We start from the raw sequence: 26,005 nt of genomic DNA, 5'->3' as shown, positions 1-26,005 counted from the left end.
GGCTTACTCGTAAAGCCACTGCTCATCGATTCTCTTGTACGTAGCTATCTCAGAAGTATTGAAGTACAAGGATATTTCCCTTTTCGCCGATTCCGGCGAATCGGAAGCGTGGATTACATTCCTGCCCATGTCAACTGCTAAGTCGCCGCGGATAGTTCCAGGGCTGGAATTCTTAGGGTTCGTCGCCCCGACCATGCTCCTCACGATGGGCACGACATCCTTGCCCTCGACGACCATGGCCACGGCCGGGCCCGACCGTATGAAGCTCACCAGGTTCGGGAAGAACGGCTTGGCCGCGTGCTCCTCATAGTGCTTCTTAGCGAGGTCCTCGCTGACCAGGAGCATCTTCATTCCAGCGATCTTCAGGCCGCGGCGCTCGAAGCGGGCGACGATGTCGCCCACAAGGCCGCGCTGTACCCCGTCAGGCTTTATCATGACAAAAGTCCTGTCCGTAAAGACCACCCGGGGATTATTTCTTGTGCTCTTTTTCCAGTTTCTTCTGCGCGATGCCCGCGGCCGTCCACTGTGTCAGACGCGGGATGCGGCCGAGCTTGCTGTTGTTCTGGCACTTGGTAGAGCAGAAGTACTGGATCGTGCCATCCTTCTTGACGAGCATCTTGCCCGTGCCCGGCTCTATCTGGGTGCCGCAGAACGTGCACTTTTTCGTGTCGACCATGTTCTTTACCTGCCTGAAAGTTTCTTGGCCTCTCTCGCCGTTTCCATCAAAATGAGGATATCGCCGAGCCTGACCGGGCCGATGGAGTTTCTGGTGATAATCCTGCCCTTGTTGATGCCTTCCAGGATCTTGCACTTGATCTGCACTGCCTCGCCGTGCATCCCGGTGACGCCGATGATCTCGATGACCTCAGCCGGAACGCCTGTCTCTTCAACCATATTAGATCCATCCTATTGTTTTTTATTTCTTCAGGGCCGCGAACTTCTGGGCGATGTCGTCAACTAAAGCTTTTGCCTTGCCGGCGTCCACGATGGCGGATGCGGCGCAGCCCACTTCGAGACCGGATGCAGCGCCGATGTCTTCCTGCTTCTTGATGAAAATGTACGGGATCTTCTTTTCGTCGGATAGCGCGGGAATGTGGGCGACGATCTCCTCGGGCTGCACGTCCTCGCCGATGATCACGAGCTGGGCTACTCCCCTTTCGACGGCCTTGGTGACTTCATTGGTGCCCTTGCGGATCTTGCCGGTGTCCCTCGCGAGCTCGACGGCCTCGAGGGCTTTGTCCTGTATTTCCTGCGGTACTTCAAACTTAATATAGGTCGGTTTTGCCATTATGAGTTCCTCCTTCAGGGCTTTCGCCCTTCATCAATCATCAGGTATCGTAACCTAATAATTCAAAATGCAGGCCGTATTTTGCCTGTCATACAGGCTAAATAATGCATGCAAGCGTGTCTGTATAATAGCCGTATAGTTTTTAAAGTTTTTGCTTCGGACAATGCTATTGCTTTGCCGCCGGCATCATTTCATCGGTCTCTGACTCGACTGGCTGGCTGTTTTCCGTAGCCCACGCGTAATACAGCAGCACTATCGACATGATGCTCGCCATAAAGCCCGTCGCCTGCATGGACTTGCTCCCTAACAGAAAGCCTACCGTAAATAATCCGATTCCGAGGAGCAGCAGTGTCGCCCCGCCCAGCTTGATCAATGCTTCCTTTAACATCCAATCCCCTGAGAATTAAATTCTACTTTTGTTTGCTCTATTTATATAATTATTGGTAATAGCTGGAGAAAAAGGTCAGATATAGGGCACGTTGGGAATCAGGCTCAGGCTTACGGGCTCGATAAAGTATCCGCGATACTTCTCGTAGACAGAGTCGTCGTTAATGTACGCGTACATGAGCACCGTCCTGTGCTCGTGGGGCGGCAGCGTGAACTCGGTAAAGAAGCCCTTGCCGGCATCATAGAATACTTCGGCCGATGGCACGAACTTGTGCGGGGTGTCCTTGCTCTCGTAGAAGGCGCTCTTGATATTATAGACTGAGATGGTCTTGTTAGTACCTGTCGGGTTCCAGAATTCCAGCTCGTGAATGACGCCGTGGCTCATCGGGGAGAGCCCGCCCTTATACGGCACTGGCATTTCCCAGTCTTCCGTCCGATAATAGCGTGGGTGAGCGACGAGCGCCGAGTCCCCGGGGCCGCCCGGGTTGGGCATGTACTGGTACCCTGTGTTGTCCGCCTCGACCGTAATGAACCGGGGCGAAACCGACGGCGTGATCGTTGCCTGCGGCGTTGGCGTGGCCGGCGCGACCGTCGGGCTGTACGTCGGCCCGATCAGAGGCGGGATAATATTATTGCATACGACGCATCCCATGGCGGTCGAAGACGCCAGCAGGATGATCGTCAGGATGATCATCTTTTTCAAGGTCTCACCTCGCATGGAGGACCTTCCAGCTTATTGACCCTTTAAGGTTAAATACATTGTTCTCCGTGCCGGCTATAAAGAGGCACTATCTTGTGATTTTAATGTAAAAAAACATATTAAGGGATATTGGTCATTTCTTTTTATGCGTCGTATATACGCCTATGACGATTGCCGAGACGCCGATGAGCAGCGCCAGGAGCATCCAGTGGTTCTCTGTCTTTAGTTCTCCGTTGATGCCGATGACCGGTATGAGCGTCGTGTTCACCGACGGCATGGGCGTCGGCGTGGCCGTGCTCGGGCTTCCTCCCGACTGGGACGGTGCAGTGCTATCCGGTATCGCCGTCGGGGCCGGCGGCTGTATCTTTGAGGATGCGCCCGGCTTAGGCGTTGCCGATGGCGTCGAAGTATCGCCGGGGCCGGCCGTCGGAGCCGGCGTGACAGACGGTAATGCCGTTGGCGTCGTCGTAGGAGCTATCGAAGGCTCCGGCGTCGGAGTAAGCGTCGGCTCCGGGGTTACTGAGGGTGATGCTGTCGGCTCCGGTGTCGGCTCCGGGAAAATGGTCGGGAATTCGGGGATATGCGGTACCTGCCCGGGAATATGCGGAATCGCAGGGATCGATGGCACGGCCGTTGGCTCGGGGAACCCGTCCGCGCTGACGTACATGGCCATGCATCCGAGCATGGCGACGGTTATTAAGCTGGCAATAGCTGTTCCAATAATAAGGTTGTTTTTCATGTGCCCCCACCTTATGCCTAACACTAGGCCTTCAAAGGTATGTTATATATCTCAAGCCTTAAAAAGTTGCTGGCAGTTCGGCAAGCGCAAGCCACATAAAGGCTTGCCGAGAGCCTCTAAGCTTTATAAGAATGCTCTAAGACGTTTTCAGCCACGAAGTTACGCGAAGCTGGCCTGAAGCTCACAGATATTATTTTATAATTTTAAAAAAATTGGTGTAGCCTGGTGTAAACTTGGTGTGGTTGAAACATTAGTGCTTACAAATGGCACTAAATTTACACCAGGCGGCACGGAATTTTTTTATATCACCAAGCGGCACCAGGGTTACACCAGGCAGCACCAACTATTTTTAATAAGTCTTAGAGAACTTAGAGCCAGCTTCGAGCCACTTTGAGGCTGAAAAAGTCTTCGTAAAACTTATTCGATTTTCGAGGGTCCTGGCAGGAGCTCACATGAACATGTCGAGCGTCGCCGCCTGCTTGACCTTCTTCGCGTTACTGTCCGGCACGACGGCCTCGACTTTGGGCGCTGGCTTCTCGTCGGAGAAGAATTCGAGGGACCGCTGGGAGTTACCCTGCAGCAGGGCGCGCTCATCGCACCCGAAGGGCTCGGTGATGCGGGCAAGGGCCATGGCCAGGCGCTCTGCATAATAACGGTAATCCGGGCGGGCGGTGAACTCGATGCCCTCGATCACCGGCTCGGCCTTCTGGGGCTGGACGGAGCCGTTCGTGATGATAAAGGGCGTCTTCATGCCGGGCGTGAAATCGTAGCCCATCTCCTGCAGCTTTTTCGCGACGTTGACATGGACCAGGGAGTCCGGGTTATCGTAGGAATCGAAGTCGCTCACGCTCTTGGAGATGACCAGCAAGGGCAGGGCGACTTTACCCTTGAGCGTATCGTGGACAGTGTCCTTGGCGTAGTTCACTGCGTCTTCAGGCTTGCCGTCCAGGACGAGCTGGAACACCTTCGTCATGGTCTCGCTCTGCAGGTCGAACGAGTCGGTACGCCGCGGCTCGTATCCCCGGACGAGGAGTGACTCTTCAGGCCAGATGATCTTGCCGAAATATCGCTTCTTGGCGTGCGCGAAGAACCGTATCATGACCTTCTCGAGTTCGAGGTGCATGTTGCCCGCGGAGAATTCCTGCTGGATTGTGAAGCCCAGCAGCTTGCATTTTTCAAGGTCCCTGTGCTCTTTTGAGGTAAAGAAGACCGAATCCGTGTCTCCCGCTATGACCGTGTAGCCCCGGGATTCGAGCGACGTGACTACAGTCTTTATTTCATCCCGGGCCCAGGCGGTAATGCTCGGGGCGATATACCGGTTGTATGGCCAGCGGCAGAACTTCGTGCCGAAATAGCCGTAGGTGGCATTGGCCATGATCTTGATAGCGTTCTGCAAACGATTATAATAGTCGGCCTTTTCCAGGTCCCCTTCCTCTTTAGCCTTCTTCATGGCGGCCTTCGCCTGCTTTCTCGACGTCAGCAGGCCCTCGACCATGCGGGGCACTATGCCATGTCTCTTCTCGACGGGCAGGAACATGGCGCCGACAGGCGACGTGTGGGCGGCTTCCGCCTTATTCTTCGTGAACGAGGTGAAGCAGATGTTATGCTTTATGATCTGGGACGGGTACATGGATGAAAAGTCCAGGCCAATGACCCATTCCCACAGGCCGGGCTTGGTATCGTAGACGAACCCGCCCTCGTAATCGTAGACTTCGCCGCTGCTCATGGGCACGGCGACCTTTTCCCGGTCCACCATCCTGATGAGCAGGCTTTCTATCATGCGGTTCTGCCCTCCCGAGACCTCCTTGACCGGCAGCTTCGCGGGTATGGCCACGTCCATGAGCTTGCTGACCGCCTGTATCCTCGGGTGGGTCAGGATGCGCAGGGCCAGGTCGGCATCTTTTAAGCAGTAATGGACGACCTCGTCCTTGCGCCCGCGCCACTCATCGTCGATGTGGCTGCTGTCGATGTTCTCCTTCGTATCATTAAACAGCATCGTGGATACATAGCCGAGGCCTTCTCTCTTGGGCCGCAGCTCCTTTTTAACGGACAGCCAGCCATCCAGGATGAGCCGGCCCTTGACGTCCCAGGTGACGAAGCCCGTAGTACGGTTCTCCCTGCGGCTCATGCCGAGCTTATCGCGGCCGAAGCATAATTCGTCGCTGGACTGCCGCTTCTTATCGTCGTCCGCTTTTCCGCCCTTTCCGAAGAGCTTGTTCGCTCTCTCGTAGAGCACGGCCATGTCGAAATTGTTGATGTTATAGCCGGTGATGACGTCGGGGTCGAGCGCCCGGACCTCTTTGACGAATTCCCTCAGGATGCGTTTCTCGTCCTCATTTCGGGCTTTTTCCTCTTCCGCCGATGTCTTCGGCTCCCTGGCGCCGAAGTCCGAGAAGATCCGGCGGTCCTGCCGCGAGCCGTCCTCCTCGTTGACGACGGTCAGGCAGATGCAATATATATTATTGTACTTGATCGAGCTCTCGATATCGAAGCTCATGATCTTTAATTTCGGGGTGAAGATGTCGCATTTTTCGAACTTCGATGCCATCAGGAGAAGGTCCGTCGTGTATTCACCCTTATTATCGACCACGTCACCGGTGACCCGGATGCAAGTCTCGAGATCGTAATCGTATATGAAGCGGTTCGTGAAAACGATGTCGGCAGCGAAGAAGACTCCCTTCAGGTTGAACTTCTCGACGTCCTCGTCGTCCATATAGGCCATAAGGTTGTAGCGGTTAATGAGCTTCTGGGAGTAAACGCGGTCTTCTGTGGTGACCTTCGCCCCACCGTTCAGGACGCTGACCTCGAGCACGTCCGGCTCGGCCTTTAATTGCCCGACGAGCTCTTCAGGCGGATCGATGAGCGTGATAGTTTTATGCTTAAGCTCAAACTGGCTCCTGAACTTGGGCACCATCCAGGGAGCTCTCACCGAGACCTTTATGAATTTTTCCTGCGCGCCCTTGTACTCAAGCATGACGGGCTCGACAGATAGAACATCGGGGCTGTCCTTGAAAGCCTTCAGCAGGGCGTCCGACGGGTCGAAAACGTGGAAGTAAGGCTTGAAGTCGGGGCAGAGGATGGTGATGCTTTTATTTTCACGGGTCTTGCCGAAGAGCTTGACGATGACATCGCTTTTATCTTTGCCTTCGGCGTCCTGCTTTTGTTCCACCGTGTACGTCGAATCGAGGAGCCTTACGTCGAAAGTCGATTGCTGATCCATCACTACTTCTCCGGCTATCTGTAATACAAGGCCATGGTAAATGAAGGTGGTGGTATGAGCGTTGAAAGTATTGGAAAAAAGTTTTTAAAGAGACGGCACGGGCTTCTCGGACGGCATCAGAAGGAATCCGCCCACTGCACACCCCAGGATCAATAATGCGGAAATGGTGCCGCTATCCAGGCCCATGATCCAGATGGAGCTGCCGTTGAGGACGATGTTAAAATTCGACGTGCCCACGAAGAGCCCGGCCGCCGACGCCCCGGCCAGTATTCCGAGGCCGACGCCCCGGAATTTTTTAAAATGCTCGATCAAAAGATAGGCCAGATAAAGCGCCAGTACGGAGAATACGACCTTGATTAGAATGAATCCCCAGACGCCCGCGGCGTCGAAGGACGCCTTCAGTAAGAAGCTCTTCTCGTACTGGAAAGTTCCGAGATAGTTGAATGCGGCGATGGTGGAAATAATATCATATAAAACGTAAAAGACGATGGACGACCCGAAGAGAAGATTGCTTATTTTCACGATTATCAGGTAAGTGCTTAATATTATAATATAAATTGAATATTATTACGGAAATATTTATTCGCGGCGTGTGATTTAACGGCATGGCAAGCTTTATACGCCCGTCCCGCTTTAAGGCGTATGGCATGGAAAGACCTTTCACGTTCATCAATTCAGCCATGAGCGCAGATGGCAAGATATCGACGAAGAAGCGTAAACAGGTTAAAATATCCGGGAAGGCTGATTTTGACCGTGTGGACGAGCTGAGGGCGTCGTCGGACGCCGTTATGGTGGGCATTGGTACGGTCGTGGCGGACGACCCGAGCTTAACCGTCAAATCAGAAGAAAGGCGCAAGCGCCGCGTCGCCCAGGGCAAGGACGAGAATCCCGTCCGCATCGTCGTCGATAGTAAAGCCAGGATACCCTTGACCGCTGACGTATTTAAAAAAGGCGTCGGCAAGCGCATCGTCGTCGTCTCGAAGGCCGCTCAGGCGGATAAGTTGGAAGCGCTCAGGGAAAAAGCGGACGTTATCGTGGTCGGGGACGAGGAAGTCGACCTGACGAAGATGTCAGAAGAGCTGAAGAGGCGCGGCATAGGCCGGCTGATGGTCGAGGGTGGCGCTACGTTAAATTGGGCAATGGCCAGGGCCGGCCTCGTGGACGAGATCACGGTCTTCGTGGGCAACATCATCATCGGCGGCAAGGACGCGCCGACATTCATGGACGGCGGGGGAATCTCGGAACTTGGAGAGGCCATCGAGCTCGAATTGTTTAGGCATGAGCGCATGGACGAAGGGATCGTTTTAACATGGCATGTGAGATCCAGCGGTTCGAAATAGGCGAAAAGGCAGCAGAGCTGGCGAAGAAGTACCGCTACCCCGAGTATATGGTGGCCCGGTTCGAGCGCTTTGTTCCCGACCTTGAAAAGTTCCTGGCCAGCATGGAAGAGCCTCCGCGGACCTATATCCGCGTGAATACGCTGCGCATCAATGCGAACGCCCTGATAAAGAGGCTGACGGATAAGGGTTTCACGCTCAAGGAAACGGATATCCCGGACTGCCTGGAAGTCATGGCCGAACCTTACTCGATAGGGGCGTCCGCCGAATATCTACTCGGCTACTTTTATATTCAGGATAAGTCTTCGGTGATACCACCCCTGGCGCTGGCACCACAGCACGGGGACGTGGTAATAGACATGGCGGCATCGCCCGGCGGCAAGACCACGCAGCTTGCACAAATGATGGATAACTCCGGGCTATTGATCGCCATCGAAGTCGAGATCGCCCGGATCGCCGGCCTGCGCTCGAACATGGGCCGCTGCGGCGTCATGAACGCGGCGCTGTTCCACATGGACGCCCGGGACATACGGAAGCTAGAGGTGAAGGCGAATAAGATCCTCCTGGATGCGCCGTGTACAGGCGAAGGCGTCATCGCGAAGGACCGGACGCGAAAGACCAGTCGGGGCGAAGAGGATATACAGTTCTGCTCGGGCCTGCAGGAGGATCTCATCGATGCGGCCTGCGGCTGCCTGAAGCCCGGCGGAGTACTCGTCTATTCGACGTGCTCGTTCGCGCCGGAAGAGAATGAGCGCATCGTCGATTACGCAATAAAAAAATACGGGATGAAGGTCGAGCCGATACCGTATGGCGAGCCCGGCCTGGACTCGTTCGGCGACCTGAAGTTCGACCCGCAGGTAAAGAACACGAGGCGTATGTACCCCCATATCCATGGCACGTCGGGGTTCTTTGTCGCGAGGCTGAAATATGTATAGGGGACTGAAAAAGCTCGAGATCACGGCCATGCGCCGAAGCCTCGACTACTGGGGCGCCTTCGACCTCTCTCAGGAACTCGATTTTATCGTGCGGCAGGGAGAAAAGAACGACCTGTTCGCCGTTACGCCCGAGATCAAGTATTACGTTATCAACCGTGAGCCGGAGCCGGTTCTTGCGGGCCTGTTCATGGGCACGCTGGGCAAAAAAGCGCTCGTCCTGAGCATGGAAGGCGCCTATTTAGTGGCATCCGTGTCCGATAAGAAAAAGGTCAAGGTCACTGGCCAGGCCGAATCGCTCGTCGTCTATGGCAGGGACGTGTTCGGGTCATCGATCACATGGGCTGACGAATCGATACAGCAGAACGAGCGGGTCATCATCGCCAATAAGTACGGCGAAGCCATCGGCATCGGCCGGGCGCGGTTCGACCACAAGGGCCTCTTTCAGGACAAGGTTACCGTGAATACCGAAGCTGATATGGGACTCTACATTCGGGGACAGGAAGAAGTGTCCGGCGGCTGAGCGCACTACGGCAGACACTACGCTTTATTCACCACGGCGAACACGGCGCTCTTTTATTTCTTGAAGGGGGTTGACGCCACGCGGAGCGCTCTTGCTTACCCCTCGGAGACCTCCATATACTTTTTTTATTAATTATGACTGCTGTGTTGAATTACTCCTGTATTTTAAGCTTTTTAAGAGCACGGAGGCACTATTTTTCACCACAGAGGGACGACGACACGGAGGCTCACAAAGTTTTCTTTCTAAATGTTTCGCTGATGCGAATTCGAGCAAGTTACAAAGGACACAAAGCCGGTTCATTGGCGATTTATCATGAAACCGTGTTCGCCATGCATCCGCCGTGCCGATCTAAAATAAGCGCTGTGTCCGCCGTGCCGCCGTGGTGAAATAACAACCGTGCCCTCCGTGGTGATTTCGGCGTGGCGGGCTGGCATGAACGATTATTCCATCTGTAAAGGCCATAACTTATTTATATCCACATTGCCTCATATCTCGCAAGAACAAATAACGGACGAGCTTTTTTTGAAGAAGCCGCCTGCGTATTTGTTTCTATTCGAGGATTACCGTATGTTTGAGAGTAAGAGTTCAAATGCCCCCGTCGTTGAGGGGCAGACGTATGACGTGAAGATCGAAGACACAGCAAAGAAGGGGGACGGAATCGCCCGCATCGAGGGCTTCGTTATATTCGTACCGGGTACCAAGGTCGGCGACTCGGTCAAGATCCAGGTGGAGACCGTCAAGAGGAACTTCGCGGTCGCCAAGGTCGTATCTTAAATCTATTATGGACCAGGGCTATGTCCCTGGCTTTCATTCGTTTTTCCAGCTATTGTTATACTATTAATGTATCAAAACATATTTTATACATTAAAGTACATTATCCGCTGGTGAAGCGAATGCCTGAGGAGAAGTGCTATTGCGGCTGTAACCTGGCCGACGCCGCCCGGGGAACGCCCTATAGGGACCCGGGGTTCCGGAAGGTCGTCTGCGCGAAGTGCGGCAAGGAATTCTCGACAGACATCAAGGGCAAGACTTGCTGCTTCGACTGCGAAAGGACGATGAAGGTGGCCAGCCATTAAGCTTAAAGCTGTTTTATCTTTTTACCATATTGAATAAGCGTAAATTTAACAGTGTTAAGCGGGAGATTCCTGCCTGCATACGCAGATTTTATAAACCATGAAGGTTCATTATTATGTTCAGACAATGACGACCGCTATCGTATTCGACAGCGCAGGGACACTGTTAAAAGTTTATCGCGTGGCCCGGGACATAAATTACGGGAATATCATCGAGAACGTGGTTTCGACCAACATGATCACCAAGGGCCGCGGCTGCGCCCTGGTGGCTTTAGAAGCTGACTCCGTGGAGTTCCTGGACGACGCAGATCCGGCTATGCGGATCTCCGAATATATGTCGCACACAGAAATGGGGTTCGACGTCATATGCCGGGGGCTCAAGTGCACGCACGAGCGCATCAGCGATGCCATCGCCCGGGACAGAATCGCCACTATGGGCGACCTGAAGCAAGCGATAGAGGCGGTTAAGCTTAAGTGTAAAGATATCTATTATCTGAATATAGGGCTCGTCGTGGACGTGCCGAACGGCACGATACCCTATGTGCTGGCAACTGGCGGAAAGATCTTTCCCGGCGTTAAGAGGATGGTCCGCCGGCTAATGGCGTCGGGCGCAGATGTCTATATTGCTTCCGGGGATAACCGCAAGTCGCTCAATTCTCTGGCTGCCGATCTCGGCATACCGGAGCCCAACGTCTTCGATGCGGTCTCGCCTGAAGGTAAAAAAGAGGTCGTATTGGGCCTCAAGGAACGGTATGGCCGGGTCATCATGGTAGGCGATGGCATGAACGACTACCTGGCGCTCAAGGCGGCCGATACGGGCATCCTTTCCCTGCAGCAGGAGGGCATGCGGCCGGACCTTCTGTTCGATGCCAGCGACGTCATCGTCGATAATATACTCGAAGTCGAGAGCGTCGTTGAGAAAAGTTTACATATGAATAATAGAGAACAGGAACCGGAAAAATGAAAACGGCGAATTTACACTCACCATTTCGATCATACATGGAGGAACAGTAAGTGGCGGCATTTATCGAAGTCAAGGGCCTGAATGTGAAGTACGGGGACAAGCACGTCCTCCAGGACGTGAACCTGACAATTGAAGAAGGAGAGATCTTAGGCATCATCGGGAGAAGCGGCGCGGGCAAGACCATACTCCTGCACGTCATCCGGGGCCTGGACGAGGACATTCCCGCCTCGGGGCAGGTCATTTTCCGTACCGCCCGATGCGAATCCTGCGACTTCATAAACCCCCCTTCCTCGATCGGCAAGCCGTGCCCCAAATGCGGAGGCATGATGAAGGCCTGGGACGTCGATATCCTGAACGCGGACGACGACGCCAAGCGGCTCATCTCGCGCCGCATCGCCATCATGATCCAGAGGACGTTCGCCCTCTACGGCGACGACAGCGTCATCGAGAACGTCATGAAGGCGCTGAACGACATCAACTATCCCCAGGCGAATCTTATTAACCGTGCGGCCGACCTCATCGATCAGGTCAAGCTGTCCCACCGCATGATGCACATCGCGAGAGACCTCTCGGGCGGAGAAAAGCAGAGGGTCGTCCTGGCCAGGCAGATGGCAAAGGAGCCGATGATACTTTTAGCCGACGAGCCCACCGGCACGCTGGACCCTAAGACCGCCAAGATCGTCCACCAGGGCATCAAGCAGGCGGCCGCCGAGAATAACATGACTGTGCTTATAACGTCGCACTTCCACGATGTCATCGAGGATTTGGCGACCCAGGCCGTGCTCCTCGAGGACGGCCAGATCAAAATGACGGGTAAGCCGGAAGAGGTCATCGCCGAATTCATGAAGTCCCAGAAGACGGTGGAGAAGAAGGAGTATAAGCTGGGCGAGCCGATCGTTAAGGTCGAGAATCTCCAGAAGATATACTTTTCGGTTGACCGGGGCGTCATTAAGGCCGTAAACAACATTACGTTCGACGTCAGGGAGGGCGAGATCTTCGGCATCGTCGGCGTCAGTGGCGCCGGCAAGACATCGCTCGCAAACATCATCACGGGCAACCTGGAGGAGGCGAGCGGCCTCGTCGAAGTACGCATCGGCGACGACTGGATCAACATGCTCGAGCCGGGATACTATGCGCGGGGCCGGGCGAAGCAGTATATAGGCCTTCTCCACCAGGAGTACGACCTCTACCCGCACCGCACCGTCGTGGACAACCTGACCGACTCCATCGGCCTGGACTTTCCCGCCGAGCTGGCCGAGCGTAAGGCCATCCACACTCTCCAGATCGCCGGCTTTACGGAGCAGGCGAGCCGGGAAGTGCTGTCGAAATACCCTAACGAGCTGTCCGAAGGCGAACGGCACCGGGTCGCGCTGGCACAGGTATTAATAAGAGAGCCCCGGCTCGTCGTCCTGGACGAGCCCACCGGCACGATGGACCCGTTCACGAAACGGGACGTCGCGAACTCTATTCTTTCGTCAAGGGAAGAGATAAACGAGACCTTCATGATAGTCTCGCACGATATGGAGTTCGTGCGCATGGTATGCGACCGGGTCATGCTCATGAGGGCGGGCAAGATCGTCGAGATCGGCGACGTCGATAAGGTGCTCGCCCTGGTCACGGAGCAGGAGAAGGAGATCATGGCCAAGGGGCCATAATATAATATTTTAATCGTCTTACGCAGGCGTACTTTTTCACTGTGGCGAAGGGTTATAGAAAGTATATCACATAAGAGTGAAAAAAAGGTTTAAGAGGCAGAGTGAGCGTATTGAACGGCGTGAACGAGGCGGTCACTGTCCAGGTGAACGAGAAAAAGGTAACGCTTCCCGCAGGCTCGACCCTCGGTGACGCGCTCGCCGCGGCCGGTTTCCAGCACATGGAGAACACGGTCATCGGCATCGTGGCCGGCCGGGAAGAGACCCGTAAGGAAGTGGCCACCGAATTTCGCGTCTTTACGTCAAAAGGCGAGATCAGGATCGAGCTGACGAACGACGCGATGAAGAAGCCCTGGCTGGAGAGCTATAGCATTCTCTCGGGCTCGAAGGCCCGGTGGACGACGGGACAGGCGATCGCGTTCGGCCCCTTCGGGTCGGGCATCGAGGCAGGAAAGGGCGAGGCTGAGTATGCCCGATGGGACGTGAGCTTCGGCACCGGCGGCTATAACGCGAATAACACTTACTTCATCATCTCAAAAAAAGATCATTTTCAGGATTATGGTGCCAGGAACGGGGGCGTCGTTGGGCGTGTCGTATCAGGCCGTAACATTCTGACGAACCTGGGGGACGAGGACATCATCCAGGGCATCGAACCGGTAATTAAGCTCGAGTCATTCGCCAACAAGATCGTCACGGCCGATACCACCACCAGGGTAGAGGACGGCATGGAGATCTACACGCAGGTCGAAATCGAGATGCTGTCGAAAGCCATGTACGGCGCGGAGCACTTCTATGCCGCCGTGAAAAAGGGCTTCTTCAAGATCGACTTCGCCGCCAGCTCTTTCATCTCGACGGATACCATGCTGGGCGAGATCTGCCCGTACGAGAACTTCGCGGCCAGGAGCGAAGGCACAGTGACTGTCCGCACGGACGGAAAAGGCCGCGGGCGCGTCTACATATCCAAGGAGGATATGACCTCTAACATTTATCATTCGATCGTCGGCCGCATCGTCCACGGCCTGGAACTAGTCAGAATGGCCACGCCGGGACAGCGCATTGCGATAAAGACCATACCCATACGCATGAGCATGCTGGGCTACGACTTTGCCACCGCGGGCCGTATACTGGATGCCGCCGGCATCAAGTATGAAAAGGCCGGCTACCTGGGCGGGGACGCGGTCATCGTCGACCAGTCGCCACGGACGACCATGGAGATCGTATCGTCCGGAAAAGTAATTCTCACCGCCATCCCGGAGAGCGACCTCATCGAGGTCCGGCTCTACGACGATACGGCGCCGAACACGAGCGAGTACTTCCGGAAGGCATCGGGCCTCAAGGAGAACCACGTCGGGTCGCTCCCCGTATACTTCAAGTACGAGGAGACCATGCTGTTCAAGGGCAAGCCCGTCGCCGTAGGCGACCTGGTGCCGGAGAACAAGCCCGAGGAAGGTACGACGGTTAAGGCGGGCGAGATCGGCCTGACCAACATGGCCTCGAAACACGAGGGCCTGATCGGCGTCCGTTTCGGCGACAACGATAAGTTCGGCCCGACCGGAGAAAAATACGATGCCACGAACATCGCCGGCCATATCGTAAATCTGGATAAGATGAAGAAGATCAGGGAAAAGGATATCGTTTATTTCAAAGAGGTGTGAGATGCCCGAGGATAATATAACGAAGATGGTGGTCATTTCAGATACAGAGCTGCCTTCCGATATTGCCATAAATGCTTACAAGGTCTCGAGCAACGTCACCATCAAGGAGACCTGCTACGGGCTCATGGTCACCGGAAAGAGGGAAGAGGTCGACAGGGTCGTGAACGAGATCCGGAAGCTGAGCCCGACCAAGATATTCGTCAAAGAGAGGGGATTCCCCCCGGGCGACGAGCGGCGTTGCAGGGCCAACAGGGGCGGAGGCCCCAGGCCAGGGTTCCACCAGCTCAAGAACGAGATCGACATGCTGCCGGATATCAGCAAGGGGCTCATACTCGTGGAGAGGGGCAGCAAGCCCTTGAACCTGCCGGAGGCAAAGAACATTCCTGTTGATAAGTTTAAGCAGATCATCGATGAGGAAGCCGGGAAATTAGGAGGAAAGTCACAATCATGAAGATATTCATCTACCCCGCCAACAGCCTGATACTTTCGGACCTGGTGGAGAGGTTCGGCCATGAGCCGCTGGCTCTTATGAAAGAGATACGCAAGAAGGTCACAGACCCGGGGCTGGACTCGCCGCCCATGAACATGACGCCGGACGACGCTAAGAAGGGCCTGAAGTATGCGGCCATAGAGATACCATCCGGAGTGCGGGGCCGGATGTCCCTCATGGACCCTCTGATCGAGGAGGCGGAGGCGGCCATCATCGTCGAGGATGCCGACTATATTTTCGGGTGCATGGGCTGCGCCCGGACCAACGAGCTCATCAAGTACGTCATCCGGAGCAAGGGCGTACCCGTCCTCGAGCTCAGATATCCGAAGAACGAGAACGAGGCCAAGAACTTCGTGCTTTTCGTGAAAGAGTTCCTGGATAAGCTAACCGCTGACCGGCAAAAAGTGGAGCTTAAGGTGGAGCCGAAGCAGGAGGTAAAGAAATGAGGAAGATCCGCATAGCCCACCTCACGTGCGGCTCGGAATACAGCGGCGTGGAGCACGAGATCGAAATGGCCGCGGAGCAGGTCAACGCGCAGATCGTCTACCCGGAAGTGGACATCGGCAACATCAAGGAAACCGCAGACCTGTTCGGGCTCCAGGTGGCCAGCCCGGACCTGCGCTTAATGATCGCCCGGGCCCAGAGCATCGTCAAGGGCGACACGAAGGCGGACGCTGTGTTCGTAACGTCGTGCTTCAGGTGCGCCGAAGGCGCCATCACCAGGAACGCCGTGCGGAACTACATCCAGTCTCAGGCCCATATACCCGTCATCAGCTATTCGTTCACCGAGCGTACCACTCACGAGACTCTGCTGACCAGGATGGAAGCGCTGACGACCACCGCGCTCCGCCGAAGCTTACTGGCGAGGGAAGAGCAGGTCGGCCTCACGGCCGGCATCGACTCGGGTTCGAGCACCACGAAAGCCGTAATCATGAGAGATAACTATATTATCGGCACCGGCTGGGTCAAGACTACAGACGTGTTGAAGAGCGCCGAGGACGCGTACACGAATGCGCTCGAGATGGCCGGCGTGAAGCGGGAAGAGCTGAGCGGCCTGGGCACCACGGGCTATGGTAGATTTTTAATCGGCAAGCACTATAACGCGGACCTCATCCAGGAGGAGCTGACCGTGAATTCGAAGGGCGCCGTCTACCTGGCGAAGAAGCAGAAGGGCCCCGCCACCGTCATCGACATCGGCGGCATGGACAACAAGGCCATCGCTGTCATGGACGGCATACCCGGCAGCTTCACCATGGGCGGCATCTGCGCGGGCGCGTCCGGCAGGTTCCTCGAGCAGTCGGCCAATCGGCTGGGCGTAGACATCGCTGACCTCGGCCAGCTTGCGATCAAAGGCAATCATCTGAACGTCACCATGAACAGCTACTGCATCGTGTTCGGCACGCAAAGCCTGATCAACTCGCTGTCCCTCGGCAAATCACGGGAAGACGTGGCCGCGGCGGCGTGTTACAGCGTGGCCGAGCAGGTCTTCGAGCAGCAGCTCCAGGAGATCGAAGTGAAGAAGCCCGTCATCATGGTGGGCGGCTCGTCCCTGAACATCGGCCTGGTGAAGGCGATGAGCGACCTGTTAAAGGTCGACGTCGTTGTGCCCCCTTATTCGCAGTACATCGGCGCCGTAGGCGCGGCGCTGCTGGTCTCGGGGCTGCGGGAGGAAAACAAGAAATGAGCGACATCGCCGCGGGCGACCTCACGATGGAGCCCCTCGAGGTCTTCACCGTCGATTCGGAGGATGAGGAAGGCGCCGAGAAATATAAAGAGGTCATCACGGACATCCTGATGGACCTGAACCTGGTGAGGGCCATCGGCCGCTTAAAGGTCTATGTAGACCCTAAAGCGCCGGTCTTCATCATCGTCGGGCTCTTCCGCCCCGGCCTGGCGAGGCTGACGCTTGGCGACGTGGCGGACATCTCAAGCGTCAACGAGGGCCTTCTTGTCTCAGTAAGGGAAGAGCAGTACTCCTCTAAGGCGATTGGCCGATTATGGTCGAAGTACGGGCGGGAGAACCTCGTCCAGACTGACCGGGCGGCCGTCATCGTGCCGGTAAAGGGCGACTTCGAGAAGCAGCTGGACGACGTCTCGGCTATCGTCGTCTACGACCCGCAGGAAGAGCTGAAGAAGAACGTCATCGATGCGCTGCTCCGCATCACGCCAGAAGGCTTTCGCGTCCGAAAACATTTCATCGACCAGCATATGCTGGCCTTCATCGCGTCCGAGGACCCCATCAAGCCCGAGTGGCTGGAGATCTGCAGGAACTTAAGAAGCAGCATAGGAGCCTGAGAATGGAGCCATTCATCTGGACCGGCGGCCTGTACAAGCACGAGGAGTTCGAAGAGCTAGTCGAAGACATGGGCGGCTACATCCTACAGAAGAACGTTTTGCAGTCGGACGTCATCATGGTCATCCTCGTCCCCAATGCCGACATACCCGTTATCGAAGCGAAAAATAAGGAATTGCTGGGTAAGCTAGTTAAAGCCCCCCTCGCGGGAGCGGAAGTCGCGGTGATCACGCCGACTCTGGCGTACCAGCATTTGCCGCATCTGGCCTGTGATATCGCCGAGTACCTCAGGCGCTCCGGCTCGAAGACCAACATGATCGGCCTGGCCAGAGGCGTGGGCAGGCGCGTCGCCCAGCTCACGGCTAAGGAGATCGACCTCATCAACGAGCACGACGCAGCCTTATTCTTATACGGCAACTTCAAGGACTGCATCATCGAGAAGACTAAGCTGTTCCGGGACATCGAGGTACCCATCGTCGTTACGGGCGGCCCCGCTTTGCAGACGAGCGAGGTCCCGGGCTGCGAAGCCTATATCGGCGGCCTGGGCCGCGTGATGCACCGCCTCCGGCAGAAGGAAGAGACGGAGATCATGGACCGGATCGTGGCTGCGATCGGCAAGGTGCTGGACGAGCGCCGCGCGGAGTTCGATAAGGACCAGCTTAGCGTCAGCCCGCCCCGCCTTAAGGCCGAGATCGAGAAGCAGGTCCCCGACATTCAGGACGTCATCTCCCCGACGCCCGTGACGCTGAACCTGAATGGTGCCCGTATTAAGCTGGACTATGAAAAATATAAGGATGTCATAGGTGACGTCAAGTTCGATGAAGGCATCTACCTGCGCGAAGTCTGTGACATCAAGCCTTCCCGCATGAAGGACTTCATACTCCTGCGCATCAAGCCGAAATCCGAGACAGGTTTCGTTATTTAAGCTCCTCTAAGCATAAAAAGAATGATCGAAGACTTTTCAGCCACGAAGCGACGCAAAGCTGGCTCAAAGTTGCTCTAAGATTGTTTTAAACATTTTTTAATAGCTTTGTACAGCTTCAGGCCCGCTTCGCGTGATTTCGTGGTTGAGATAATCTTAGTGTAACTTAGTAATATCTGCTGTGTTGAATAATATCTGTTATCTGTATGGATGACTCCCTTTTAAGCCCGCGAAGCTTGCTAATTTATATGCTCTTCGAGGGCTTATACAGCAAAGAAGGATATTCAACACAGCAGAAAAAATAAAAAAAGAAAATGGGGACTATTTCTTCGATTCGGCTTCCTTACCCTCTTTGATCAGCTCTTTTACGCGTTGTCCGCCCTTCTTACCGCCGATCTCTCCGCCCTTGTGCCCGATCTCCTCGTAGAACTCCTTGCCGTGGGTCTTTGCGGTCTTCTCACCGCCCTTCCGTCCTGCCTCTTCGACGGTCATCTCGCCTTTTCTCTCTTCCGCCATGTTTTTACCTCCTCAAGCCGTATTACTTCTTTGACTTCTCGGCCTGCTCTCCTTCCTTGATCAGCTCTCTCACGCGCTGCCCGCCCTTCTGCCCGATCCTGGAGTAGAATTCGGGGCCATATTTCTCTTTAACCTTTTCACCGCCCTTGTGCCCGCCCCTGCGGCCGGCCTCTTCGACGGTCATCTCGCCTTTTCTCTCTTCTACCATGTTTTCACCCTCGGTAAGGAGTCCGCAAACGTAGTGATAATCGTGATGACCGTAATGAACGACGAGCAGCGGGCGTGCACTGCGATTAGGCTGAAAGCGGCGCGGGGCGTTCTTAAAAACCTGCTAATGGCATGGAAAATGATAGGGTTTATCGCTTAGGAAAGCTCCCATAGAATGGAGTCGAAATGATCAGGGTGGGCATTGCCGGGATACCATATCACGCGAAGGGCGAAGGCACGGAGGCGGGCATACGCTACCTTTGCAGTATCGGGCTGAGCGCCATGGAGGTGCAGTTCGTTCGGAACGTCTACATGACGCCCAAAAGCGCCTCGGAAAGCGGAGCCGTCGCGCGGGAATGCGAACTGGCGCTGTCCGTCCACGCGCCCTATTACATTAATCTCACGAGCAGTAGCGCGGCGACACAGGAGAAGAGCAAGGACTGGATAATGAAGTCCCTCCGCATCGCGGAGCCTCTGGGAGCGGGTATCGTCGTGTTTCACCCCGCACGGGAAAAAGAGCCCGATATACTGAAACAGCATCTTTCGGAGCTTAGCAAGGCCCGAAAAAAGGAAAAGATCCAAGCCCTCATCGGCCTTGAAGTGACCGGCGACGCGCCCGAGCTCGGCAGTGTAGAGGACTATATGGATATATTGCGGGACGTGCCTGGCACCGACATTGTTATCGACTGGTCACACGTCCACGCCCGGACCAGCGGCGGCCTGCGCTCGAAGGCCGACTACGAGGCCGTGTTCGATATGCTCAAGCCCGTTAAAAAGAACGATTTTCACATGCATTTCTCTAACGTGGAATATAAGAACGGCCGGGAGGTACGGCATTTGCCGCTGGACGGCCAGCCCCCCTTCGAGCCGCTGGCGCAGATCCTGAAGGAAAGAAAGCTCAACGCGACGATAATTTGCGAGACTCCGCTGCTGGAAGAGGACGCCCTGAAGATGAAGGCGATACTCGAGGCGGCTGACTGATAAATTTAAATAGGAACATGCTCTCTTTAAAGCTATAGGGGACCGTTGGATTGATCGAAGTCAGCATACTGTTCGAGCTGCTGCTAATGCTGCTTCTGGGTAAAATACTGGGCGACATGGTGGGCCGGTTAGGCTTCTCTCCCCTCATTGGCCAGATAATAGCCGGCATCATTCTAGGACCCATGGTATTACAAGCCGTCGGCCTCTCCTGGGAAATGGACGAGCTTTCCAACCTCGGCATCCTCTTCATGATGTTCCTTATGGGCCTGTCCGTCGACTTCGAGAAGCTCATGCAGGATAACGTCTATAAGGCCTCTTTTATCTCAATATGCGGCGGCCTCCTGGTGTTTTTATCGGCCACGGCAGTGACGGCGCTGCTCGGCTTCGATATGAATACCGCCCTCCTTGTGGGCATATCGTTCATCTCCACGTCGACCGCCATCGGCTTCATGGTGCTGAACGAGATCGGCGATAACTATAGTAAAGTCTATAAGACCATCATGGCGGTCGGGACGACGGACGATATCTTCGCAATGCTGGCTTTTGCGCTCTTTAACTCCTACCTCGTGGGCGGCGGGCTGGATATCAAGGACGCCTTTATGCTTTTCCTGCTGATCCTGGGCTTTATCATATTCATCCTCTATTTTGGGCGGTCGATCTCGGAAAAGCTCATCAGCTGGACCGTGGGCCTTTCCGACGAGGTGTCGGTGATCACGGTCGCCCTCATCATCATGTTCCTGGTAGCCTACCTGGGCGAGAACATCAACGTGGCAGCGGTGACGGGCGCCTTCCTCGCAGGCACCATCCTGGCCCGGTCCCCGTTCTCCTACAAGATCATTACGCCAAAGATCGAGGCGATCAGCGAAGGCTTTTTTATTCCCATATTCTTCGTCTACACCGGCGTCCGCATCAACATCGCGAAGATGGTCGGCTCCACGCCGCTCGACCTTTACTTCGTGAAGATACCGATCGACGTGTTCCTCTTCCTGGGCCTCCTCATGGTGGTGATGGCCAGCAAATATATAGCGACCTATGCGGCGGCCCTCATATCCGGCGGCTACCGCACCGACGAAATGAATAAGATAGCGCTGACCATGACGCCCATGGGCGAATATACGCTGGTCATCGGCCTTTTGGGCGTGACCACGCTGGGAAACGTCCTGCCGGGCATCGAATCTGTCTACTCGGTGCTCGCCCTGATCGTGCTCTTCACGTCCATCATCGCGCCGATCATGATCAAGAAAGCTTATGACAATTAGTAATATGGTGTATAGCCAATTGATTATGGAGGCCATAAAACGAAAAAGACAATTTCATCCAGTATCATATTCATATTTGTTTGCGCTATCTTAGTAGGCGGATGCACAGGTCCGATGTATAAAAAACCGACGATTACGCCGACCACGGAGCCTACGGCGGCACCGACCATCGAGCCGACCAAGCTGGCAACTCCAACGGCTACAGTGAGCACGGTCACGCCGACGATAGAAGCTACGGCCATGCCGACGCCCATGCCTACGATGGCGCCGACTGCGTGGCCTTCATCGGCGCCGTCCTATACATTCAGCTGTACATTTACGGGCCTGGTACTTAACAGCACGAGCACCATAATTACCGGTATAAGCGGTAATTTAACCAATATTTATACAGGAGACACGATACCCGGCAGCATTAACTCCGATACATATCAGTTCCCGCACCTGCCGGCAGGCTCCTACGAGCTAGTCGTGGATGTACAGTATACGGTATATTATTCGAATGATACGGCCAGCGACCGCAGTACCAGAATAACGGATAGCTTCGATATTAACGGTAATTATGATAAAACCTATCCGTTATACTGACGCTTTATATTTGTTTTAAAAGGCAAATACAGGACTCATATTCATTGTGAATAAAAAATGAGAATGTGATTTATAAAGCCGTGGCTCATGCGATAAATATCAAGGTTGGGAAATGTTTTTCTGACAGGCGATCTGCTCGCTATATGCGAAGATGGGGCGCAACTGTCCGGACGGGCTTATTTCTTCTCCATCGCGGCCTTGCCGCGGGCTATTAGCTCGCGTACTTTCTGGCCGCCCTTGCGGCCGATCTCCTCGTAGAACTCCTCGCCATAGCGCTGCTTGGTGGTCGTCCCGCCCTTCTTGCCGCCGATCTTTCCGCCCTTCTTGCCGATTTCCTCGTAAAACCCTTCGCCGTAGCGCTCTTTCGTGGTGGACCCGCCCTTGTGTCCAGCCTCTCTAACCGTCATTTCAGCTTTTTTCTCTGCCATCAAAACACCCCACTCTAATGCCATACTATCCCTAAAAGTTTATTCTTTTTTAATGTTGCCCTGTTAAAGTGCGTTTATAATAGCCAAATGGGAGGATTAATGCGCATATGGGAAAAATGATTCTATTCGCCCCATATAACTTCCCTATCAGGCTACAATGCCTGGCCCAAGACGAGTCTGGCATTGCCCGGTCGGCCGATACGACAGGTTTTTATTATCGCGAAGAAAATCTAAATCGGCGAAGATTTAAAAACCGAACGTGGATATATGGACAAGAACCTCAGGAACGCAATTATCGTAATTGGCATACTGGTAATACTGACGCCGCTGGGCCTGATAGCGACGGGGACGGCCTTCGGAGAGTGGAATTTGCAGGAGCTGAAGGAGCGCATCGGCTATGTGCCGGCGGGGCTGGGGGGATTATCGTCGATCTGGAACGCGCCGCTTTCTGACTATGGCGTCCCGGGTATCGGAGGCTCGGTCGGCTACTTGATATCGGCCGCCGTGGGCGTTATACTTTGCCTTTGCACAGCTTATGTTCTTGGTAAATTTATCGTAAAAAAAGAGGAATAGGCCATCGCTTAAGATAATGGCCTATTGATCTGAATCCTTCTTTATAAAGAATTTTCCGGCCACGTAAACTAGTCCGCCGACAACGACGACCCCGACGATCGCCGAGAAGATGTACCCGGGTGTTGCGTCCGCCATCGTATCGCCCTGCCCCGGGAATCCATAGTCCGCGAGAGGCGCGTTCCACAATCCCGAGAGGCTCTGTAAGCCGGCTGGTACATAGCCCACGGCCTGTTGGATCGTGTCCGAGTCCCATTCGCCATAGGCGCTGCCCGTCGCTATCAGGCCGATGGGCGTTAATACGATGAGCGCCACCATGGCGATTAGAAATATTGTTAGATTCCTGTCCATCGTTTCACCTCACGCCGTAGTTGCTGTCGGCTTGTTCTCGCCCTGGCTTTTCACGAACTTTTTATAATCCCATATGATCGTGGGATTAAAGCGGGTTATATACGCGAAGGCGAGTACCGTTACCAGCGCTTCGACGATGCTGAAAAAGAACGCATGGCTTAATACCATTGCCGGAACGGTCAGTCCCAGGCCATAAGGCATATATAGCGGTAATCCGCTCGCATCGTGCTCGAGGATCGGCTGCAGGCCCATCTCAGTGCCGGCAACGCCCGCCGCCAGGGTCAGGCCGAACCATGCTGCGACCGCCGCGGCGGCCAGCCGCCGTATAGAGGTGAGATCGGACTTCCCGCTGATCAGCTTATAAACGACGTATGCGGAGACCGGTATGACGACGCCCATGTTGAAGCAGTTCGCGCCCAGCGCCGTCACGCCGCCGTCGCCGAAGATGAAGCACTGAATGACTAATGCCACGGACGTCGAGACGATCGCCGCCCACGGGCCGAGGACGATCGCGACGAGGGCGCTGCCCACGGCGTGACCGCTGCTCCCATCGGGGATGGGCACGTTGAACATCATGATAACAAACGAGAATGCAGCGGCAAGAGCCAGATACGGCACTTGTTTAGACCTTAGGTCTTTCTGTACCCGGTATCCCGCGTAAAGCCAAATCGGGATCATAATAACGAATAACGGTATATAGGTTAAAGGACCCAAATATCCATCTGGTATGTGCAAAGTTTACACCTATTATAAAGAAATCGCTTATTGTTATAAAAAACCTTCGATTCGTAACACTAATGAATATCTTTTAAATATATTTTAATAACTTATTCTACTAATTTCAATATAATAATACTTAATATCAGTAATTATAGCATTTTTAACTAAAAGTAATGTATCACAACCTTTTTCATATCCTGAGTAATACTATATAAAAAATAGTTATTACGACTAATATGAGAGCTTTTATGGAATATGCCCGGAGTAGGTTGATGCGATGATTCCCGACTGGATGAAGGATGTGGACGTCGGCCCATGCTCATGCCGCTCCGTCTCGGCGAAGAAGAAAAATTATATCCAGAAGACTCTGAGTGGCATTATGAAATTCATCGAGGAGACCATCGTTTCCGAAAGCTATACACGAAAGAATGGGCTGCTGCAAAGTCTCGATCCCCGGGTGAAGCTCATATCGATCATAGCGCTCATCGTCGCCGTAAGCATCACTGGCGACTGGAAAATATTACTCCTGGTATACTTCTTGACCCTGGTCTTCGCTTACATGAGTAAGATCGAAGTATCATTTTTCATCAAGCGAGTCTGGCTATTCATACCGATCTTCGCCGGCATCATTGCCCTCCCGATGATATTTAACGTATTTCTCCCCGGGGACAGTCTGGTGACACTGGTCACCCTCGGACAGGGCGCAAAGATAGGCCCGTTCCTTTTACCGGAGACCATCGCGATCACGCGCCAGGGCCTGATGGGCGCAACTGTTTTCACGCTACGGGTAGCTACCTGTGTTTCCGCAGGAGTACTCCTGTTCATCACAACGCCGCGAGACCTGTTCTTTAAATCCTTACGGTCCGTCGGAGTGCCCAGGGTATACGTGTTGACGCTGGACATGTGCTACCGCTACATTTTCCTGTTCGCCGACCTGATCGGCGCCTTCTATACGGCGAAAAAAAGCCGCTCGATAAAGACCATGCCGCTTATCGAAGAACAAAAATGGGTGGGCGGGCGCATAGGCTATACGTTCATAAAAGCGATGGACATGGGAGAAAAAGTACACGGCGCAATGGTATCGCGGGGCTATAGGGGCGACGTGAAGATCATGGACGACTTCCGCATGAGGCGGCGGGATTATGTGGCGCTCGCCTGCGTCCTGGCTTTTAGCCTGCTCCTGGCCCTGGCCTCCTGGCACATCATTAAGGTATAGGTCATAGCATGCAGATGATATTCGACTTACGTAACGTATCATATAATTACCTGGGAAAGTTCCAGGCCCTGAGTAATGTCAACCTGAAGATCGGCCAGGGCGAGAACATCGCCATCATGGGAGCGAACGGATGCGGCAAATCCACTCTGCTTTCCATACTGAACGGCCTGATATACCCCACCGAAGGCGAGTTTTACGCGTTCGGCAACCCCGTCACCGAAGAGGTTTTCGACTCGCTGGAGGACAACGAGCTCAGCAGCTATTTCAGGAAGAAAGTAGGTTTCGTGTTCCAGAATCCTGACGTGCAGCTCTTTTGCTCGACCGTCTACGACGAGGTCGCCTTCGGCCCGCTCCAGATGGACTTACCGAAAGAGGAAGTACAGAAGAGGACAGAAGATGTCCTGGCTATGGTAGGCATTTCAGGCCTGAGAAGCCGGACGCCGCATACCCTGAGCGGCGGCGAGAAGAAAAAAGTCTGCCTGGCATCGGTGCTGTCCGTCAATCCCGACGTGCTCCTCCTGGACGAGCCCACGGGAGGACTTGACCCCCGGAGCCAGCTATGGCTCATCGAGCTATTGCAGGAACTGGGAAAGGCCGGAAAGACGATCATCACGGCGACCCACGACCTGGACATCATCGAGCAGATCAGCACACGCGCCATCGTATTCGGGGAGGATCACAGGCTCAAGGTCGATACGGACTCGAATAAAGTAATGGCCGACCTGGAGCTCCTCATGGAACATAACCTGATCCACCGGCACATGCACCGCCACGGGAACATGGTGCATCAGCACCTGCACACCCATGATAAGGAGCATGAGCATACCCATTAAATATAGTACTTTTTACCGTCCCCGGGCTTATTCGTGCGGACGCACTGCGGGGCTCATCCCTTTTTTCGGCTTACCCGTCTGATAAAAGTCCATTAGCCGGCCATCGATCTCATCGAAGCCATAAACGACATGCGAAGAGCTATCGATCATTAGCGAATAGTACC

33 protein-coding genes are annotated in these 26,005 nt (G+C 54.5%); 19 read left to right on the top strand and 14 right to left on the bottom strand.

Translation table 11 applies throughout. From position 1 onward, the window contains the following. Nucleotides 1-3: 3 nt before the first annotated feature. From ndk to VMC84_RS10135, 9 genes are all read right to left on the bottom strand, one after another. Nucleotides 4-462 carry a nucleoside-diphosphate kinase gene (ndk, locus tag VMC84_RS10175; protein ID WP_325380252.1) on the bottom strand — a complete coding sequence of 153 codons (459 nt, stop codon included), beginning with the start codon at nt 460-462 and terminating at the stop codon, nt 4-6. Between the two features lie 7 nt (nt 463-469). Then, nucleotides 470-676: a 50S ribosomal protein L24e gene (locus VMC84_RS10170; protein WP_325380250.1), complete on the bottom strand. Its 207-nt coding sequence runs from the start codon at nt 674-676 to the stop codon at nt 470-472. 5 nt (nt 677-681) lie between these two features. Then, nucleotides 682-894, bottom strand: coding sequence for a 30S ribosomal protein S28e (locus VMC84_RS10165; protein ID WP_325380248.1), 213 nt, complete (start codon nt 892-894; stop codon nt 682-684). Nucleotides 895-916: 22 nt separating this feature from the next. Beyond that, on the bottom strand, nt 917-1,288 hold the full coding sequence (rpl7ae, locus tag VMC84_RS10160) for a 50S ribosomal protein L7Ae (RefSeq protein ID WP_325380246.1): 372 nt from the start codon (nt 1,286-1,288) through the stop codon (nt 917-919). A gap of 166 nt (nt 1,289-1,454) precedes the next feature. Further along, nucleotides 1,455-1,676, bottom strand: a complete 222-nt coding sequence (locus VMC84_RS10155; protein ID WP_325380244.1) for a hypothetical protein — start codon at nt 1,674-1,676, stop codon at nt 1,455-1,457. Nucleotides 1,677-1,751: 75 nt separating this feature from the next. Further along, nucleotides 1,752-2,393, bottom strand: a complete 642-nt coding sequence (locus VMC84_RS10150) for a hypothetical protein (RefSeq protein WP_325380242.1) — start codon at nt 2,391-2,393, stop codon at nt 1,752-1,754. A 115-nt stretch (nt 2,394-2,508) separates the two neighbouring features. After that, the gene (locus VMC84_RS10145; protein WP_325380240.1) at nt 2,509-3,114 is read right to left on the bottom strand and encodes a hypothetical protein; all 606 of its coding nucleotides are present in this window, start codon (nt 3,112-3,114) and stop codon (nt 2,509-2,511) included. 448 nt (nt 3,115-3,562) lie between these two features. After that, nucleotides 3,563-6,334: a family B DNA polymerase gene (locus tag VMC84_RS10140; protein ID WP_325380238.1), complete on the bottom strand. Its 2,772-nt coding sequence runs from the start codon at nt 6,332-6,334 to the stop codon at nt 3,563-3,565. A gap of 84 nt (nt 6,335-6,418) precedes the next feature. Next, nucleotides 6,419-6,856: a hypothetical protein gene (locus VMC84_RS10135; protein WP_325380236.1), complete on the bottom strand. Its 438-nt coding sequence runs from the start codon at nt 6,854-6,856 to the stop codon at nt 6,419-6,421. Between the two features lie 125 nt (nt 6,857-6,981). Here VMC84_RS10135 and VMC84_RS10130 point away from each other — a divergent pair, with 125 nt between their 5' ends. The 13 genes from VMC84_RS10130 (at nt 6,982) to VMC84_RS10070 (ending at nt 18,178) form a co-directional block, all read left to right on the top strand. Then, nucleotides 6,982-7,674 (top strand): 2,5-diamino-6-(ribosylamino)-4(3H)-pyrimidinone 5'-phosphate reductase, encoded by a 693-nt coding sequence (locus VMC84_RS10130; protein ID WP_325380233.1) that lies wholly within the window; start codon nt 6,982-6,984, stop codon nt 7,672-7,674. Then, on the top strand, nt 7,644-8,606 hold the full coding sequence (locus VMC84_RS10125) for an RsmB/NOP family class I SAM-dependent RNA methyltransferase (protein WP_325380231.1): 963 nt from the start codon (nt 7,644-7,646) through the stop codon (nt 8,604-8,606). Before VMC84_RS10130 ends, VMC84_RS10125 begins: the two co-directional genes overlap by 31 nt. Further along, nucleotides 8,599-9,126 carry a PUA domain-containing protein gene (locus VMC84_RS10120; protein WP_325380229.1) on the top strand — a complete coding sequence of 176 codons (528 nt, stop codon included), beginning with the start codon at nt 8,599-8,601 and terminating at the stop codon, nt 9,124-9,126. The genes VMC84_RS10125 and VMC84_RS10120 overlap by 8 nt, the downstream gene beginning before the upstream one ends. Before the next feature lie 567 nt (nt 9,127-9,693). Further along, nucleotides 9,694-9,900 carry a TRAM domain-containing protein gene (locus VMC84_RS10115; protein ID WP_325380227.1) on the top strand — a complete coding sequence of 69 codons (207 nt, stop codon included), beginning with the start codon at nt 9,694-9,696 and terminating at the stop codon, nt 9,898-9,900. Between the two features lie 119 nt (nt 9,901-10,019). Continuing rightward, nucleotides 10,020-10,202 (top strand): hypothetical protein, encoded by a 183-nt coding sequence (locus VMC84_RS10110; protein ID WP_325380297.1) that lies wholly within the window; start codon nt 10,020-10,022, stop codon nt 10,200-10,202. Between the two features lie 97 nt (nt 10,203-10,299). Further along, on the top strand, nt 10,300-11,163 hold the full coding sequence (locus tag VMC84_RS10105; protein WP_325380225.1) for an HAD family hydrolase: 864 nt from the start codon (nt 10,300-10,302) through the stop codon (nt 11,161-11,163). Nucleotides 11,164-11,213: 50 nt separating this feature from the next. Continuing rightward, nucleotides 11,214-12,818 (top strand): methyl coenzyme M reductase system, component A2, encoded by a 1,605-nt coding sequence (gene atwA / locus VMC84_RS10100; protein WP_325380223.1) that lies wholly within the window; start codon nt 11,214-11,216, stop codon nt 12,816-12,818. A gap of 101 nt (nt 12,819-12,919) precedes the next feature. Next, nucleotides 12,920-14,470 (top strand): methyl-coenzyme M reductase-associated protein Mmp3, encoded by a 1,551-nt coding sequence (gene mmp3 / locus VMC84_RS10095; protein WP_325380221.1) that lies wholly within the window; start codon nt 12,920-12,922, stop codon nt 14,468-14,470. Nucleotide 14,471: 1 nt separating this feature from the next. Beyond that, on the top strand, nt 14,472-14,921 hold the full coding sequence (locus tag VMC84_RS10090; RefSeq protein WP_325380219.1) for a methanogenesis marker 6 protein: 450 nt from the start codon (nt 14,472-14,474) through the stop codon (nt 14,919-14,921). Then, complete coding sequence (locus tag VMC84_RS10085) at nt 14,918-15,406, top strand: methanogenesis marker 5 protein (RefSeq protein WP_325380217.1); 489 nt, start codon at nt 14,918-14,920, stop codon at nt 15,404-15,406. The genes VMC84_RS10090 and VMC84_RS10085 overlap by 4 nt, the downstream gene beginning before the upstream one ends. After that, nucleotides 15,403-16,644 carry a methanogenesis marker 15 protein gene (locus VMC84_RS10080; protein ID WP_325380215.1) on the top strand — a complete coding sequence of 414 codons (1,242 nt, stop codon included), beginning with the start codon at nt 15,403-15,405 and terminating at the stop codon, nt 16,642-16,644. Before VMC84_RS10085 ends, VMC84_RS10080 begins: the two co-directional genes overlap by 4 nt. Next, nucleotides 16,641-17,255, top strand: coding sequence for a methanogenesis marker 17 protein (locus tag VMC84_RS10075; protein ID WP_325380213.1), 615 nt, complete (start codon nt 16,641-16,643; stop codon nt 17,253-17,255). Before VMC84_RS10080 ends, VMC84_RS10075 begins: the two co-directional genes overlap by 4 nt. A gap of 2 nt (nt 17,256-17,257) precedes the next feature. Further along, nucleotides 17,258-18,178, top strand: a complete 921-nt coding sequence (locus VMC84_RS10070) for a methanogenesis marker 7 protein (RefSeq protein WP_325380211.1) — start codon at nt 17,258-17,260, stop codon at nt 18,176-18,178. A gap of 318 nt (nt 18,179-18,496) precedes the next feature. On the opposite strand, the gene VMC84_RS10065 is transcribed toward VMC84_RS10070, so the two are convergent. Both VMC84_RS10065 and VMC84_RS10060 read right to left on the bottom strand, forming a co-directional pair. Further along, nucleotides 18,497-18,691 carry an Em GEA1 (EM1) gene (locus VMC84_RS10065; protein WP_325380209.1) on the bottom strand — a complete coding sequence of 65 codons (195 nt, stop codon included), beginning with the start codon at nt 18,689-18,691 and terminating at the stop codon, nt 18,497-18,499. Nucleotides 18,692-18,713: 22 nt separating this feature from the next. Next, entirely contained in the window at nt 18,714-18,899 is a 186-nt protein-coding gene (locus VMC84_RS10060) for an Em GEA1 (EM1) (protein WP_325380207.1), read from the bottom strand. Between the two features lie 185 nt (nt 18,900-19,084). Between VMC84_RS10060 and VMC84_RS10055 the strand changes: the two genes are divergently transcribed. The 3 genes from VMC84_RS10055 (at nt 19,085) to VMC84_RS10045 (ending at nt 21,723) form a co-directional block, all read left to right on the top strand. Continuing rightward, the gene (locus tag VMC84_RS10055; protein WP_325380205.1) at nt 19,085-19,879 is read left to right on the top strand and encodes a TIM barrel protein; all 795 of its coding nucleotides are present in this window, start codon (nt 19,085-19,087) and stop codon (nt 19,877-19,879) included. Between the two features lie 50 nt (nt 19,880-19,929). Beyond that, complete coding sequence (locus VMC84_RS10050; RefSeq protein ID WP_325380204.1) at nt 19,930-21,138, top strand: cation:proton antiporter; 1,209 nt, start codon at nt 19,930-19,932, stop codon at nt 21,136-21,138. A 114-nt stretch (nt 21,139-21,252) separates the two neighbouring features. Further along, nucleotides 21,253-21,723, top strand: a complete 471-nt coding sequence (locus VMC84_RS10045; RefSeq protein WP_325380202.1) for a hypothetical protein — start codon at nt 21,253-21,255, stop codon at nt 21,721-21,723. Nucleotides 21,724-21,899: 176 nt separating this feature from the next. Here the strand turns inward: VMC84_RS10045 and VMC84_RS10040 are convergent, their stop codons facing one another. After that, nucleotides 21,900-22,151: a hypothetical protein gene (locus VMC84_RS10040; protein ID WP_325380200.1), complete on the bottom strand. Its 252-nt coding sequence runs from the start codon at nt 22,149-22,151 to the stop codon at nt 21,900-21,902. A gap of 267 nt (nt 22,152-22,418) precedes the next feature. Between VMC84_RS10040 and VMC84_RS10035 the strand changes: the two genes are divergently transcribed. Then, a complete protein-coding gene (locus tag VMC84_RS10035) occupies nt 22,419-22,724 on the top strand; it encodes a PDGLE domain-containing protein (RefSeq protein ID WP_325380198.1) in 306 nt (101 codons plus the stop codon). Nucleotides 22,725-22,745: 21 nt separating this feature from the next. Here the strand turns inward: VMC84_RS10035 and VMC84_RS10030 are convergent, their stop codons facing one another. Both VMC84_RS10030 and cbiM read right to left on the bottom strand, forming a co-directional pair. Continuing rightward, a complete protein-coding gene (locus VMC84_RS10030; protein WP_325380196.1) occupies nt 22,746-23,072 on the bottom strand; it encodes a PDGLE domain-containing protein in 327 nt (108 codons plus the stop codon). 9 nt (nt 23,073-23,081) lie between these two features. Beyond that, on the bottom strand, nt 23,082-23,807 hold the full coding sequence (gene cbiM / locus VMC84_RS10025; protein WP_325380194.1) for a cobalt transporter CbiM: 726 nt from the start codon (nt 23,805-23,807) through the stop codon (nt 23,082-23,084). A gap of 262 nt (nt 23,808-24,069) precedes the next feature. Here cbiM and cbiQ point away from each other — a divergent pair, with 262 nt between their 5' ends. Then, the gene (gene cbiQ, locus VMC84_RS10020) at nt 24,070-25,008 is read left to right on the top strand and encodes a cobalt ECF transporter T component CbiQ (RefSeq protein WP_325380192.1); all 939 of its coding nucleotides are present in this window, start codon (nt 24,070-24,072) and stop codon (nt 25,006-25,008) included. Between the two features lie 8 nt (nt 25,009-25,016). Beyond that, nucleotides 25,017-25,841, top strand: a complete 825-nt coding sequence (locus tag VMC84_RS10015) for an ABC transporter ATP-binding protein (protein ID WP_325380190.1) — start codon at nt 25,017-25,019, stop codon at nt 25,839-25,841. Nucleotides 25,842-26,005 lie beyond the last annotated feature (164 nt).

This window comes from Methanocella sp. (assembly GCF_035506375.1).
Lineage (GTDB): Archaea > Halobacteriota > Methanocellia > Methanocellales > Methanocellaceae > Methanocella.
The sequence above is the reverse complement of the archived record's forward strand: the minus strand, read 5'-3'. Positions and strand labels throughout refer to the sequence as shown.

Excerpts from the sequence above, each read along its gene's own strand:
- VMC84_RS10015 (WP_325380190.1), top strand. The coding sequence starts at position 25,017 with ATGCAGATGATATTCGACTTACGTAACGTATCATATAATTACCTGGGA.
- VMC84_RS10150 (WP_325380242.1), bottom strand. The coding sequence starts at position 2,393 with ATGCGAGGTGAGACCTTGAAAAAGATGATCATCCTGACGATCATCCTG.
- VMC84_RS10060 (WP_325380207.1), bottom strand. The coding sequence starts at position 18,899 with ATGGTAGAAGAGAGAAAAGGCGAGATGACCGTCGAAGAGGCCGGCCGC.
- VMC84_RS10030 (WP_325380196.1), bottom strand. The coding sequence starts at position 23,072 with ATGGACAGGAATCTAACAATATTTCTAATCGCCATGGTGGCGCTCATC.
- VMC84_RS10165 (WP_325380248.1), bottom strand. The coding sequence starts at position 894 with ATGGTTGAAGAGACAGGCGTTCCGGCTGAGGTCATCGAGATCATCGGC.
- VMC84_RS10085 (WP_325380217.1), top strand. The coding sequence starts at position 14,918 with ATGAAGATATTCATCTACCCCGCCAACAGCCTGATACTTTCGGACCTG.
- VMC84_RS10170 (WP_325380250.1), bottom strand. The coding sequence starts at position 676 with ATGGTCGACACGAAAAAGTGCACGTTCTGCGGCACCCAGATAGAGCCG.
- VMC84_RS10055 (WP_325380205.1), top strand. The coding sequence starts at position 19,085 with ATGATCAGGGTGGGCATTGCCGGGATACCATATCACGCGAAGGGCGAA.
- VMC84_RS10130 (WP_325380233.1), top strand. The coding sequence starts at position 6,982 with ATGGAAAGACCTTTCACGTTCATCAATTCAGCCATGAGCGCAGATGGC.
- VMC84_RS10065 (WP_325380209.1), bottom strand. The coding sequence starts at position 18,691 with ATGGCGGAAGAGAGAAAAGGCGAGATGACCGTCGAAGAGGCAGGACGG.
- VMC84_RS10110 (WP_325380297.1), top strand. The coding sequence starts at position 10,020 with ATGCCTGAGGAGAAGTGCTATTGCGGCTGTAACCTGGCCGACGCCGCC.
- rpl7ae (WP_325380246.1), bottom strand. The coding sequence starts at position 1,288 with ATGGCAAAACCGACCTATATTAAGTTTGAAGTACCGCAGGAAATACAG.
- VMC84_RS10090 (WP_325380219.1), top strand. The coding sequence starts at position 14,472 with ATGCCCGAGGATAATATAACGAAGATGGTGGTCATTTCAGATACAGAG.
- VMC84_RS10105 (WP_325380225.1), top strand. The coding sequence starts at position 10,300 with ATGAAGGTTCATTATTATGTTCAGACAATGACGACCGCTATCGTATTC.
- VMC84_RS10080 (WP_325380215.1), top strand. The coding sequence starts at position 15,403 with ATGAGGAAGATCCGCATAGCCCACCTCACGTGCGGCTCGGAATACAGC.
- VMC84_RS10125 (WP_325380231.1), top strand. The coding sequence starts at position 7,644 with ATGGCATGTGAGATCCAGCGGTTCGAAATAGGCGAAAAGGCAGCAGAG.
- VMC84_RS10115 (WP_325380227.1), top strand. The coding sequence starts at position 9,694 with ATGTTTGAGAGTAAGAGTTCAAATGCCCCCGTCGTTGAGGGGCAGACG.
- VMC84_RS10070 (WP_325380211.1), top strand. The coding sequence starts at position 17,258 with ATGGAGCCATTCATCTGGACCGGCGGCCTGTACAAGCACGAGGAGTTC.
- VMC84_RS10075 (WP_325380213.1), top strand. The coding sequence starts at position 16,641 with ATGAGCGACATCGCCGCGGGCGACCTCACGATGGAGCCCCTCGAGGTC.
- VMC84_RS10155 (WP_325380244.1), bottom strand. The coding sequence starts at position 1,676 with ATGTTAAAGGAAGCATTGATCAAGCTGGGCGGGGCGACACTGCTGCTC.
- VMC84_RS10145 (WP_325380240.1), bottom strand. The coding sequence starts at position 3,114 with ATGAAAAACAACCTTATTATTGGAACAGCTATTGCCAGCTTAATAACC.
- VMC84_RS10045 (WP_325380202.1), top strand. The coding sequence starts at position 21,253 with ATGTATAAAAAACCGACGATTACGCCGACCACGGAGCCTACGGCGGCA.
- VMC84_RS10140 (WP_325380238.1), bottom strand. The coding sequence starts at position 6,334 with ATGGATCAGCAATCGACTTTCGACGTAAGGCTCCTCGATTCGACGTAC.
- cbiQ (WP_325380192.1), top strand. The coding sequence starts at position 24,070 with ATGATTCCCGACTGGATGAAGGATGTGGACGTCGGCCCATGCTCATGC.
- VMC84_RS10040 (WP_325380200.1), bottom strand. The coding sequence starts at position 22,151 with ATGGCAGAGAAAAAAGCTGAAATGACGGTTAGAGAGGCTGGACACAAG.
- VMC84_RS10035 (WP_325380198.1), top strand. The coding sequence starts at position 22,419 with ATGGACAAGAACCTCAGGAACGCAATTATCGTAATTGGCATACTGGTA.
- VMC84_RS10120 (WP_325380229.1), top strand. The coding sequence starts at position 8,599 with ATGTATAGGGGACTGAAAAAGCTCGAGATCACGGCCATGCGCCGAAGC.